The organism is Pseudolactococcus chungangensis CAU 28 = DSM 22330 (genome assembly GCF_002441885.1).
GTDB classification, from domain to species: Bacteria; Bacillota; Bacilli; order Lactobacillales; family Streptococcaceae; genus Pseudolactococcus; species Pseudolactococcus chungangensis.
Genome location: NZ_JXJT01000009.1, coordinates 42,740 through 56,055 on the forward strand (window position 1 = coordinate 42,740; position 13,316 = coordinate 56,055).

General features: G+C 39.6%; 14 protein-coding genes. All 14 read left to right on the plus strand.

The window, feature by feature from the left end:
• Positions 1–128 precede the first annotated feature (128 nt).
• The 14 genes from RR45_RS05415 (at position 129) to RR45_RS05480 (ending at position 13,311) form a co-directional block, all read left to right on the plus strand.
• Positions 129–1,085, plus strand: coding sequence for a helix-turn-helix transcriptional regulator (locus RR45_RS05415; protein WP_143188746.1), 957 nt, complete (start codon positions 129–131; stop codon positions 1,083–1,085).
• Positions 1,078–1,608, plus strand: coding sequence for a ClbS/DfsB family four-helix bundle protein (locus RR45_RS05420; RefSeq protein WP_031365472.1), 531 nt, complete (start codon positions 1,078–1,080; stop codon positions 1,606–1,608). Before RR45_RS05415 ends, RR45_RS05420 begins: the two co-directional genes overlap by 8 nt.
• A 17-nt stretch (positions 1,609–1,625) precedes the next feature.
• Complete coding sequence (locus RR45_RS05425; protein WP_031365473.1) at positions 1,626–2,267, plus strand: GyrI-like domain-containing protein; 642 nt, start codon at positions 1,626–1,628, stop codon at positions 2,265–2,267.
• Between the two features lie 9 nt (positions 2,268–2,276).
• Entirely contained in the window at positions 2,277–3,167 is an 891-nt protein-coding gene (locus tag RR45_RS05430) for an SPL family radical SAM protein (protein ID WP_031365474.1), read from the plus strand.
• A 131-nt stretch (positions 3,168–3,298) separates the two neighbouring features.
• Positions 3,299–4,273: an NAD(P)/FAD-dependent oxidoreductase gene (locus RR45_RS05435; RefSeq protein ID WP_031365475.1), complete on the plus strand. Its 975-nt coding sequence runs from the start codon at positions 3,299–3,301 to the stop codon at positions 4,271–4,273.
• A 101-nt stretch (positions 4,274–4,374) separates the two neighbouring features.
• Positions 4,375–5,193: a shikimate dehydrogenase gene (aroE, locus tag RR45_RS05440; protein WP_031365476.1), complete on the plus strand. Its 819-nt coding sequence runs from the start codon at positions 4,375–4,377 to the stop codon at positions 5,191–5,193.
• Positions 5,186–5,719, plus strand: coding sequence for a DUF1643 domain-containing protein (locus RR45_RS05445; protein ID WP_031365477.1), 534 nt, complete (start codon positions 5,186–5,188; stop codon positions 5,717–5,719). Before aroE ends, RR45_RS05445 begins: the two co-directional genes overlap by 8 nt.
• Positions 5,716–6,783 carry a 3-dehydroquinate synthase gene (aroB, locus tag RR45_RS05450; RefSeq protein WP_031365478.1) on the plus strand — a complete coding sequence of 356 codons (1,068 nt, stop codon included), beginning with the start codon at positions 5,716–5,718 and terminating at the stop codon, positions 6,781–6,783. The genes RR45_RS05445 and aroB overlap by 4 nt, the downstream gene beginning before the upstream one ends.
• A gap of 265 nt (positions 6,784–7,048) precedes the next feature.
• A complete protein-coding gene (gene argJ / locus RR45_RS05455) occupies positions 7,049–8,209 on the plus strand; it encodes a bifunctional glutamate N-acetyltransferase/amino-acid acetyltransferase ArgJ (RefSeq protein ID WP_031365479.1) in 1,161 nt (386 codons plus the stop codon).
• 124 nt (positions 8,210–8,333) lie between these two features.
• Positions 8,334–9,500 (plus strand): chorismate synthase, encoded by a 1,167-nt coding sequence (gene aroC / locus RR45_RS05460; protein ID WP_031365480.1) that lies wholly within the window; start codon positions 8,334–8,336, stop codon positions 9,498–9,500.
• 47 nt (positions 9,501–9,547) lie between these two features.
• Positions 9,548–9,739, plus strand: a complete 192-nt coding sequence (locus tag RR45_RS05465; protein WP_031365481.1) for a hypothetical protein — start codon at positions 9,548–9,550, stop codon at positions 9,737–9,739.
• Positions 9,740–10,843, plus strand: a complete 1,104-nt coding sequence (locus RR45_RS05470; protein WP_072353613.1) for a prephenate dehydrogenase — start codon at positions 9,740–9,742, stop codon at positions 10,841–10,843.
• Between the two features lie 24 nt (positions 10,844–10,867).
• Positions 10,868–12,148 carry a 3-phosphoshikimate 1-carboxyvinyltransferase gene (gene aroA / locus RR45_RS05475; RefSeq protein ID WP_072353614.1) on the plus strand — a complete coding sequence of 427 codons (1,281 nt, stop codon included), beginning with the start codon at positions 10,868–10,870 and terminating at the stop codon, positions 12,146–12,148.
• A 218-nt stretch (positions 12,149–12,366) separates the two neighbouring features.
• On the plus strand, positions 12,367–13,311 hold the full coding sequence (locus RR45_RS05480; RefSeq protein ID WP_031365484.1) for a DUF6574 domain-containing protein: 945 nt from the start codon (positions 12,367–12,369) through the stop codon (positions 13,309–13,311).
• Positions 13,312–13,316: the final 5 nt, after the last annotated feature.

Here is a 13,316-nt window from a genome sequence, read left to right on the forward strand (position 1 = left end):
ATCTTGCGATAGTTTTTTTGTTGACAGGTGTTTTCTTTCATATTATACTTAGAATAAAGAGAATAAAAAAAGATTTTTCAAATATGACATACCTTGTCACTTATCCTATGATAAGATAATGATAAGAAGTGAAACAGTATGCCGTGTTGTCTAGTTATACCGGCTTGAAAGCGGAAATAATGCAGATTAATCGTATCTTTGGTATCACTTATCTTTTGTTAAATCATGAACATATGACAGCCAAAATGCTGAGTGAAAAGTTCAATGTGTCCATTCGCACGATTTATCGCGATATTGATAGAATGAGCCAGCTAGGGATTCCAATCTACACTGAGCGAGGTAAGCGTGGTGGCGTCAGTCTTTTATCTGATTTTGTTTTGAGCAAAGTTTTGTTAGATACCGATGAAAGAAAAAGTATTTTACAGGCCTTGCAAACGACACGTGCTATTAATTTTGATCCAAAAAATGAAGAGACATTAGCCAAATTGACAGCACTATTTGGCATACAAGATCCCCCTTGGTTGGCGATTGATTTTAGCACTTGGTACGGGTTTAGCACACATGATTTTGAACAGTTAAAAACGGCCATACTAAGTCAGAAAGTAGTAACTTTTAACTACCATAACTCAAAAGGTGAGATGAATTTCAGGACGGTGGAACCGACACAACTCATTTTTAAAAGCATGGGTTGGTACCTCAAAGCTTATTGTTTAAATAAACAAGAAGTCCGGATATTTAAACTTAGTCGAATAACCAAACTTGAAACAACTGAACAATCCGTTGAAAATCGATCGTCTGATGTTCAAGTCGTTAACAGTTTGAAACCGCAAACGCCTGAAATGATCCATTTAAAAATGCTAGTGTCCTTACAGCTAGGGTATCGAATTTATGACGATTTTCCGATAGATACTATTCAAAAATATTCGGATAAGACATTATTAATTGAAGGAATGTTCCCAAAAACAGAATGGCTCTATAGCTATATCTTATCACTTGGACAAGCAGTGAAAGTGATAGAACCATTTGCCTTGAAACAAGAGCTATTAACAATGATTAAAAAAATGGAGGAAAATTATAATGAGTAGACCAACAAGCAAGACAGACTTACTTGAAGCGGGAAACACACAGTTTTTGAAATTAGAGAAATTGATGCAGACCCTGCCAGATGAGAACCAGACATTTAATTTTGAAGTCACTGAAAAAATGACAGAGGCGCATTGGCAGCGGGATAAAAATCTAAGAGATGTGCTCATTCATCTCTATGAATGGCATCAGTTGCTCTTAAAATGGGTAACTGCTAATCAAAATGGCAAGGCGGAACCTTTTCTACCAGCACCCTATACTTGGAAATCCTATGGTCAGATGAATCAGGAATTTTGGGAAAAGCACCAGTCAACACCACTTGATGAGGCTAAACAATTATTTGAGGCAAGTCATCAAGACGTGATGACCTTGGCAGACACATTTTCAAATGAAGAACTTTTCACTAAGAAAATGTTTGATTGGACAGGTACGACCTCACTCGGTGCTTACTTTATATCCGCTGCCCCTAGCCATTATGACTGGGCGATGAAGAAATTGAGAAAGCAGATCAAAGCCAATCAATAACGATAGAGGACAGTCAAATGACCGTTGAAAAAGTAGATTTTAAAAAAACGCAAAAAGAATTTTATCAAGCCAAAACTAGCCCGACGATTATTGATGTCCCAGAAATGCCTTTTATCATGGTTAATGGCAAGGGCGATCCCAATACGAGCGCTACTTATAAACAAGCGCTTGACCTTCTCTACGCCCTATCTTATACGATTAAGATGAGTCCCAAGCAAAACGATGCACCCGACGGCTATTTTGACTATGTTGTGGCGCCGCTTGAGGGCTTATGGTGGCTGCCAAATGATGCCAGTCCATTTTCAGGTCATTTAGATAAAGATCAGTTTAACTGGACTGCCATGATCCGCCAACCTGATTTTGTCACGGTGGCTGTTTTTGAACATTTTCGTGAAATCGTGCAGGAAAAGAAACCGACATTAGATGTGTCACTGGCACGCTTGGAAATGCTGTCAGAGGGCTTGTGTGGGCAAATCATGCACATTGGCAGTTATGATGACGAGCCTGCAACGATAAAGACTTTGGATGACTTTATCGTGGCATCTGGTCATAGGGTAGACATTTCAGCAACACGACGGCACCATGAAATTTATCTGAGCGATCCCAGAAGAGTAGCACCTGAAAAATTAAAAACGGTTATTCGACACCCGATTCAGTAGGAAGGCAAGATGGATTATATACCAGCTAAAACGATTTTACAAAAGGTGAAATTTGACGGCAATCTCTGGTTTGGCATTGACTATAATATTAACTTATATAAGGGTTGCAATCATGGCTGTATCTATTGTGATAGTCGGAGTGCCAGATATTTTATTGACGATTTTGATCGCGTGCGGGTCAAGGAAAACGGTCTAGGGATTTTAGCCAAGGAATTAGGTCGAAAAATTCCTAAAGGTGTGATTGGGCTTGGCGCCATGTCAGATAGTTACAATCCCTATGAGAAAAAATTACAGGTGACACGGGGCGCTTTAGAGCTAATTGAAACCTATGGATTTGGTGTCTCCTTGGAAACGAAAAGCGATTTGATCACGCGTGATATTGATATTCTGAAACGCATTTCTGAAAAATCGAGCTGTATTATCAAGCTGTCTATCACTGCCAGTGATGATGTCCTAGCCAGAAAAATTGAACCGTCAGCAAGCCTTAGCTCAAAACGCTTTGCAGCGATTCGCAAGCTAAGCGATAATGGCATTTTTGCAGGCATCTTGCTCATGCCTGTCCTACCCTTGATCACGGATAGCGATGAGAATATCATAAATATCGTGAACTTAGCCCATGAACACGGTGCTAAGTTTATTTATAGCCTGTTTGGCGTGACTTTGCGAGATGTTCAGCGGGATCATTTTTTTGAGAAATTGGCGCAATATTTCCCTGAGCTTGAGCGGGAATATTTCACCATGTATGGCAATCGCTACCAGTGCAATGTGCCTGATATGGCGCGAAAACAAGCACTCTTTGCTGCGGAATGTGAGAAGTATGGTATCTTGTATCGGATGGCTGATATTGTTGCTGGTTATAAGCAGGTTAATTCGGAGCCTGAGCAGTTAAGGTTGTTTTAGTTGATGAGAAAATTATCAAAAACTAAAAGAAGTAAAGGTACCTAACAAACATCTTCAAGACAAATAACAACAACGACCACCCCCTTATATGGTAAAATATATTTGACATTTATATCAAAAAGGGGTCAAAAATGACAAAAGAAATATATGACATAACGATTATTGGCGCAGGACCTAGTGGCTTATTCGCAGGTTTCTACGCCGGTATGCGTAAAAATAAAGTCCAAATTATAGATTCACTCGAAGTACCCGGCGGTCAATTAACCGCCCTCTATCCAGAAAAAACGATACATGATGTGCCAGGCTATTTCGCAGTCAAGGCTGAAACGCTCGTGGCTGATCTAGTCAAGCAAACCGCTCAATTTTGTGTACCAATCCGCCTATCTGAGAAAGTCGTTGACATCACGCCGACAGAAAATCAAGGCGTTTACCAAGTGACAACGACTAAGTCTAGCTATTTAACAAAAGCTGTCATTATCGCAACAGGCAATGGCTCATTTGCACCAAAACCTTTGAAAACTGATGAACCGTCAGAGTTTGATGACACTAAATTGGGATATAGTGTAACCGATAAGCAGCAGTATGCAGGAAAAACAGTTGCGGTTGCAGGTGGCGGTGACTCTGCCATTGACTTGGCTTTGATGCTTTCTGAAGTAGCAGCATCTGTTAGCCTCATTCACAGACGGGATGCCTTTAGAGCGCATGAATCATCTGTCGATAAATTGCATGCTTCTGACGTTCATGTCGTGACGCCTGTGACCATTCGCAGTATTTCAGATTATCAAGAGGGCTTGCGCATCGCGTTATCTGATGACCGTGAGTTGGAAGTGGACCATTTGATTGTGCAGCATGGTTTCCTCAGCAATAATAAAGATATCCGCGCTTGGTCGGTAAATCTTGAGATGAAACGTCAGCATTTCATGGTTGATAGCCATTATCAAACGAGTTGTGAAAATATCTATGCCATCGGAGATACCGCCAACTATGATGGCAAGCTCGGTTTAATCGTTGAAGGCTTTAAAGAAGGCCCACATGCTGTCAATCAAATCATGACAAAAATTCATAGTGGTAAATTAAGCCACGCGCATTCGACCTCGTTGTTTTAATACAAACTAGCCAATTAACTTTTGTGTTTGATTGGCTTTTTTTATTATCTAAAGACTGGTGAATTATTGAAAAATTGCGAAAATTACGCTAGAATAGCTGTATGGAGATTAACGGTTATACAAAACTTGCGGCGGTGGTTGCGAACCCAATCAAGCACTCGCTGTCACCTTTTATACATAATTTGGCCTTTGACCATGTCGATGAAAATGGTGTTTACCTTGCTTTCGAAACACCAGAAACTGATTTAGGCTCTGTCATTGGGAGTATCAAGACACTTGATATGTATGGTGTCAATTTATCTATGCCCTATAAAGAGGCAGCCGTGCCCTATATGGATGAACTATCTGAAGTAGCAAAGCTGACAGGTGCCATCAATACGATTGTCAATCAAGATGGCAAGCTTTTCGGCACGTCAACGGATGGTGCAGGTTTCTTTAAGTCCCTGAAAAACTTTAAGGTCAAAGGTAGTACTATCACCGTTATTGGTGCTGGTGGTGCAGCAAGGTCGATTATTGCAGAGGCAGCGGTACAAGGTGCAGGTCAAATCACTGTTTATAACAGAACCTACAAACCTGAGCTGTTTTCTGATTATCCAGGAAACATTGTGTTCAAACCGTTGTCAGATTTAACAGAATTGACAGGTGATTTGTTAGTCAATACAACGAGTCTTGGCATGGATGGTGTGAGTCTTCCTATCCCAATGGACTTACAATTACCCAAGGACATGCTAGTGGCTGACGTGATTTACCAGCCAATTGAGACGCCCTTACTGACCTATGCCAAGTCTCAAGGTAATCCAACTGTTAATGGCTTAGGTATGCTCTTATATCAGGCAGCAGAAAGCTTTAAACTCTGGACAGGTCAGGAGATGCCGACAGATATGATTTTGAAAAAATTGGAAGAAAAAATATATGGGTAAATCAAAAGTCACAACAATTGTTGTCAACTATCCAGAAAACCAAGCACCGACGTGGGTCGAACCTAGAGCATACAAACCCTATCGTTTCGGCTTAGGAAAATTATCGAAAAATCCTCTGGTTGCTATTTGCATGAATCCTTCGGCAGCACGAGATGAAACGAGCGATAGAACGGTTAATCGGGTGATTGCGGCGAGTCAAAAGTTGGGCTATGATGGCTGGGTAGTGTTCAACACTTACCCTGAGCGTGCGACGGATGCGGCGAATTTGGATGAATTTGATGTCATTTTGTCGCAGGAAAATGTCGCAGTAATCAAGGAGTTTTTGATAAAAAATGAGCTTAAAGAAGTGTGGGGTGCTTGGGGTGATCTCAAGTATGAGGCGCTTAAACAGGGACGTGATGCGATTCTTAAGGTGTTAGCTGAGCAAGACATTAAGGTCTTTCATTTTGCGCCACCGACGAAAGCGGGTAATCCGCGCCATCCCCTCTATCTGAAAGTTGAAGTTGAAAGGAAACGCTATTTATGAAAACATTACATGTGAATTTACCTGACCATCCCTATGATATTATCGTTGAACGCGCAAGTTTATCAAAGTCAGGGGAATGGGCAGCCAAACTTTGGCAACCGCAGAAAGTGGTTATCATCACAGATAACCATGTCGGAAAATTGTATGCTGAAACAGTTAAATTATCGTTTGAGGCGGCAGGGTTTGAAGTTGCAGTTTTTGCTTTCTTAGAGGGTGAAGCATCTAAAAACTTGACGACAGTTGATAGAGCCTATCAGTTTTTGGCGGATTTTGGTATGACACGCTCTGATGGTGTTGTGGCACTTGGTGGTGGTGTTGTCGGAGATTTGGCAGGATTTGTGGCGTCAACTTATATGCGTGGCATTCATTTCTTGCAAATTCCGACCAGTTTGACTGCTCAAGTGGATTCATCAGTTGGTGGTAAAACAGGTGTCAATACTAGTTATGCCAAAAATATGGTAGGGACTTTTACGCAGCCTGACGGCGTTTTGATTGACCCAGATTGTTTGGCAACGTTAGGCAAACGTGAACTCTATGAGGGCATGGGCGAGGTCATTAAGTGTGGTTTGATTGCAGATGCGGAACTTTGGACTATTTTGCAAGGGATGACTGGTGAGGTTGATAATCTTTTAGACCATGCTGAAGCCTTGATTTACCATTCTTGTGATGTCAAACGAAAAGTTGTCGTAGAAGATGAGTTAGATAATGGGACGCGGCTCTACCTGAATTTTGGACATACTATTGGTCATGCTGTTGAAGCAACCGCCGGTTACGGTAAGGTCATGCATGGTGAGGGCGTTGCGATTGGCATGATTCAAATCACTAAAATTGCGGAGGCTAAAGGCTTAGTAGAAGTAGGCTTGACTGAAAAGATTCGAGAAATGGTTATTAAGTTCCATCTACCAATCACCTTTGATGGTTGGGATATCACGCGTCTGGCTAAAGCTATCACTTTAGATAAGAAAGCGCGTGGCGCAAAAGTTAAAACAGTTTTAGTGCCAAAAATCGGTGAAGCATTCATTAATGAAATTGCTATGACTGACGTTCCTGAGTGGCTGAGCTAAATTGCATTTTGCATTTAAATGGTTTTTGATTAAATACTCAAGGTTTAGCTGCCTTGAGTTTTTTTAATTCAGTTCTAATAGGCTAGCTATTAAAGCGAAAAGCAAAATGAATAATTATTAAAAATATTTGCATAATTATTCGTTTTGGTGTATCATTATTAAAAGTATACTTATAAAAAGATGAAAGGTAGGTATGTTTTCGTATAGCATTACTTGATTAGGATGATATTGCATTTTATAAAATGAAAGATTGAGGCATAATAAAATGAAGATGAACAATGACATACCAAAGGGTTTCCAATTTTTAGGTAAGCATGTTGGGATAAAAAAAGCGAAGAAAGATTTAGGTATTATTTTTTCAGAAACAAAATGTACTTCAGCAGCTATGTTCACTAAAAATCAATTTTGTGGAGAATCAATTCCTATCGGTAAAGCAGCTGTATCTGATCATGTTTTACAAGCGATAGTTGTGACAAGTGGTGTTGCCAATGTCGCTACTGGCGCAGAGGGCTATGAGAATGCCAATAAAATTGTCAAACAATTATCAAGGGAACTTGAAATTTCACCAGCTGATATTTTACCTTCTTCAACTGGTATTATCGGTCCGCAGTTACCAATTGAAAAAATTATTGATGGGATGGCGGATGTTTCTGAGTCATTATCCGAATCTAATCTGCTTGATTTTGCCAATGCTATCATGACGACAGATAATAAGTTAAAAATTGTATCCCGAAAAGTGGGTGATGCGTCAATTTTAGGAATTGCTAAAGGATCCGGCATGATTGAACCTAATATGGCAACTATGCTAGTGTATATTTTGACAGATGCGATAATTCCGGAAAATAAAATTGACGATTTTCTTTCAGTAAGTGTTTCCAAATCATTTAATAGTATCAGTGTTGATACAGATACATCAACAAGTGATACGGTTGTTTTAATGGCAAATAATGCCATTCAAGTCGATTTAGAGGTCTTTTCTGAAAAATTATCAGCATTATGTTTAGAATTGGCTAAAAATATTTTAGAAGATGCGGAAGGTGCAGAACATTTAATTGAAGTAGAAATTTCTAAATGTATTTCTAAAGAGGAAGCGAAAAAAATTGGAAAATCAATTATCAATTCACCGCTTGTCAAAACTGCTGTATACGGTGGAGACCCTAATTGGGGAAGAATTATCATGGCAATCGGAAAGACAGCTGACATTTTACTAAGTAAAAAAGATATTGTCATTTATTTTGGTACATATCAGATATTTAAAAACGAGAATGAAATAGTTGACAATATCGAAAAAATTCGACTATATTTGAAAAAAGAGAAGAACATCAAAATTAAAGTTGAGATGAACACAGGAGAGCATCATCATAAAGTATATGGCTGTGACCTTACTGAGTCCTATATCGAAATTAATAGCTATTATCAAACTTGAGCAATAGAGACGATTGCAAGTGGTGAAGATACTAGTATTTGTTAATCGTCTCATGAGTAAAAGTAGCACTTGAGCTGCTTTTTTGTTATAATTGTAGTAATATTGCGAAAATTGGAGAACGATAATGAGATATTTTACAGCTGGAGAAAGTCACGGGCCGCGTTTAACGGCTATTATTGAGGGAATACCTGCAGGACTACCCTTGAGTTCTGAAGATATTAACATTGAGCTCAAACGTCGCCAAGGTGGCTATGGTCGTGGTGGTCGTATGCTCATTGAAAGCGATCAAGTTGAGATTACGTCAGGTGTTCGTCATGGTCTGACTATGGGCAGCCCAATCACCTTAAACGTTGCCAATAAAGATTTTAAAAATTGGACCAACATCATGGGTGCCGATGATGTTGAAGACAAGTTTAAATCACAACGCAAACTAACTAAACCACGTCCAGGGCATGCCGATTTGGTCGGTGGCATGAAATATCGCTTTAGTGATTTACGAAATGTTCTAGAACGCTCGAGTGCGCGTGAAACAACGATGCGCGTGGCAATCGGTGCTGTGGCAAAACGACTTTTAGCTGAACTTGATATTGACGTTGCCAGTCATGTGACGGTTTTTGGTGGCATTGAAGTCAATGTACCAGATAACTTAACGGTTTCAGAAATACGTCAACGTGCTAGCGAATCAGAAGTTTCTATCGTCAATCCAGAGCGTGAACAAGACATTAAAGCGTTAGTTGATAAAACTAAAAAAGACGGTGATACCATCGGTGGTGTCGTTGAAGTTGTTGCGGGTGGCCTGCCAGTCGGTCTGGGTTCATATGTCCAATGGGATAGAAAATTAGATGCCAAAATTGCCCAAGCAGTCGTCTCTATCAATGCTTTTAAAGGCGTTGAATTTGGTGTTGGCTTTCAAGCAGCCTATCAACCAGGTAGCAAAATTATGGATGAAATCGCTTGGTCAGAAACAGATGGCTATACCCGTAAATCAAACAACCTCGGTGGTTTTGAGGGAGGTATGACTAATGGTGAATTGGTCGTCGTCCGAGGGGTCATGAAACCCATTCCTACACTCTACAAACCCTTGATGTCAGTCGATACCGAAAACCACGAGCCATATCAAGCACAAGTTGAGCGTTCTGACCCGACCGCAGTGCCGGCAGCAGCAGTTGTTGCGGAGCACGTCGTTGCGACGGTTTTAGCAACTGAAATATTAGAGAAATTTGCCTCTGATAACTTGGCAGAACTTAAAGAAAATATCGCACGTCATAACGACTATATCAAAGGATTTTAAGATGATTACTTACAAAATAGGTAATGATTTAAACATGGATGATGTGATTGCCCTTTATCGCAGCACCATACTTGCTGACTGTAGACCGATTTCGGATAGAAAGCGCTCAGAAAGCTGAGGATTATTATCCGCATATCGGCTTTGAGCAACATCATTCAGCATGGCTTTTGAGACCAAATGATAAACTAAATGAAAAAACGCCACATGGCCGTACCAAAATTCATGGTGGAGATAACTAGATGCTAGAAAAAAATATTTTAATTGCAGGCTTAGGGCTTATTGGTGGCTCACTAGCACGAACAATCAAATCAGGTCATCCAAACTATCATGTTGCGGCCTATAATCGGAGTCAAGCACCACGAGACTTTGCTATTCAAGAACGGATTGTGGACGAAGTATCAGATGATTTTGCTACGTTAGCTGTCAAAGCGGATGTCATTATCTTGAACTTTCCTGTTCAGTTATCCATTCAGTTTCTGAAAATTTTGGCAACATTACCCTTGAAAGAAAATGTCCTGATTTCAGATTCTGGCTCGACTAAACTTGAAATTGTAACTGCTGCCGAAGAGATTTTTAAAGATAAAGCCATTCGATTTATCGGTGGGCATCCTATGGCAGGCTCACATAAATCAGGTGTCATCGCATCAGATGAACTTTTATTTGAAAATGCCTATTACATTTTAACGACATCTACTTTATCACAACCAGCAGATGTCGAAGAACTTAAAGAAGTCCTTGTCAACACACGGGCAAAATTTATCGAACTCACAGCAAAAGAGCACGATGCGATGACGGCGGTTACCAGTCATTTCCCACATGTTGTCGCAGCGAGTTTAGTAGATAATGCCCATGATTTTGCAGCAATCATGCCCTTTACAGAAAATCTAGCGGCAGGTGGTTTTAGAGACATGACTCGGATTGCAGAAAGCTCGCCTGATATGTGGACTGAGATTTTAATGTCAAATTCAGATCATATCGTTTACCAAATCGATCAATTTAGTCAGAAACTAGCAGATGTTAAGCAGTTGATACTACAAAGACAGAGTGCTGAAATTTGGAACTTTTTTGATAATGCACGCAAACTCAGAGCTCAGATGCCCATTCACAAAGGGGCGATGGAAAACTTCTATGACCTCTTTATTAGTGTGCCAGATAAATCGGACGTGATTCACGAAGTTTTGGGTTATTTTGCGGGGCACGATCTTAGCATTATCAATATCAAAATTAATGAAACACGTGTTGAAATTAACGGTGTTTTGCAGATTACTTTCAAGACGGAAAAGGACCAGACAACCGCTAAGCGTCTGATTTTGGAAAATTCTAGTTATGATGTTTACCAGTAATAGAAGGAAAAAGAGGAGATAACAGTGAAATTGCAGACAAATGCGACGGGACTTAAGGGCAAGTTCAAAGTACCCGGCGATAAATCAATCAGCCACCGCTCAATTATGTTTGGCTCGCTTGCCAAAGGTACAACCAGAGTGTACGATATTTTACGTGGCGAGGATGTCCTTTCGACCATGGCTGTTTTTCGTGAACTCGGTGTGACCATTGAAGATAAAGGTAGTGAAGTTGTTGTCCATGGTGTTGGTTTTGATGGTTTACGTGCGCCTCAAGAGCGGTTAGACATGGGAAACTCTGGTACATCAATCCGACTGATTTCAGGCGTTTTGGCTGGACAGCCTTTTTCTGCAGAGATGTTCGGAGATGATTCACTTTCAAAACGACCAATGGATCGTGTGACGATACCATTACGCCAAATGGGAGTAGATATTTCAGGGCAAACCGACCGTGATCTACCCCCGCTTAAAATCACAGGTTCTGATCAGTTGACACCGATTAGCTATACTTTACCGGTTGCTTCAGCTCAGGTTAAGTCTGCTTTGATTTTTGCAGCCTTGCAGGCAGATGGTGAATCAATTATCACTGAAAAAGAAAAGACGCGTAACCATACTGAGGACATGATTCAACAATTTGGTGGTGACATTTCTGTTAACGGTAAAGAAATTCGCATCAAAGGTGGGCAAAGCTTTACTGCGACTGATGTGACAGTCCCAGGTGATATTTCAAGTGCAGCCTTTTTCTTGGTAGCTGGTTTAACTGTACCTAACAGTGAGATTACGCTAGAGAATGTTGGCATTAACGAGACACGGACGGGTATCATCGAAGTCATCCAAGCCATGGGTGGTGATTTGACTATATCTGATGTGGATGAAGTTGCTAAATCAGCGACTTTGACAGTCAGAACTTCTCAGCTGAACCCCACCGAAATTTCAGGAGATATCATTCCACGTTTGATTGATGAATTACCTGTTATTGCCCTGCTTGCAACGCAAGCTAATGGTACGACAGTGATTAGAGATGCAGAAGAATTGAAAGTCAAGGAAACTGACAGAATTCAGGTTGTCGCTGATATGCTAAATGATATGGGTGCTGAGATTACACCGACTGATGATGGCATGATTATCAAAGGAAAAACGAACTTAAACGGTGCAACAATTAATACACAAGGTGACCATCGCATTGGTATGACAGCAGCAGTTGCGGCATTATTAGTCGCTGACGGCGATGTAATTCTTGAACGTTCAGAGGCAATTCAAACTTCATATCCAGCGTTTTTTGAGGATTTATCGCTTTTGATGCTTTAAAATGTTGTACTAATTAGTTAACCAATCATTTCTATAGATATAAACAAGGCATTTAATGCCTTTTTGTGTTATAATTTTATCATATAAGGTTAATCAAAAATTAACTTCAACAAAAACTCGAATTTTGTTTAAATATTGACTATAATTAGAATAGTCGATTGATTTATATTGTTGTTAATTGATTATATTTTCGAAAAGAAATGTCAAGGAGGCGTCATATGAACAAAACAGATTGGATTGAATACTTTGAGGCTATTCACTCAAGAATACCGAATGAGGCAGAAATTGCCCAAGCACTTGTTGCAGGTGAATTTTCAGATGATGAAATTGCTGAGGCAGCTGAGATAGTTGAAGAAACTGTTTCAAAAGAAGGAAATGAATCAGGCAAAACAGTCACATCAGTCGAAAGTTCTGATGACGAAAGTATTACATCAGCAACAGAAAACAAAACTGCTGATTTTAAGTCAAAAGAAAAAGAAGTAATCGAAAAATTGAAGGATAATCAGGTCATTTCAGATGGCGTACAAGTTGCCTCTAATTATTTTTCTTGGGTACTTGAGACGATGAAACACCCGATGAGTAAGGCAAGTGGCTTTAATTCTCTTTATACTTATTTGACATTAGGCATTATTATTCTGTTTGCATCCTTGTCATCAACCTTGAATTTGCATGCATTTTATGAAAAAACGATTGTCAATTCTAGTTTTTCAGAATTTGGCAGTTTTGTTGGTATTAGTACAAAGAATCCAATTGGTTTTGGCACATTTATTGGCTTGCTATTTGTAGCAGCACTCTTTATCTTGACTTTATTTTTTGCAACTTGGGTAGCATTGAAAGTCCTTAAATCACCATTGACTTTTTCAAATGTTGCAGATAAATACACTAGTTTATTTATACCAGCCACATTTTTAATTGTCATTGCCTCTATTTTGTCATTAATTCGTTTAAATATGCTATCATACATCGTTTTTATCTTGGCATTATCTATCATGAGTATTGCTTTGTACTATATCATTTTGACAGCTAAGAACAATTTAAAACTTGATGATTTTTATGCGAAATTATTAGCACTGATGGCATGTGGCGCAATTATATGTGTGATGACATTTATTCTCGTATTGATTTTCACAACAATTATCTTTAAATCAGCATTTACAATGTAAATTAT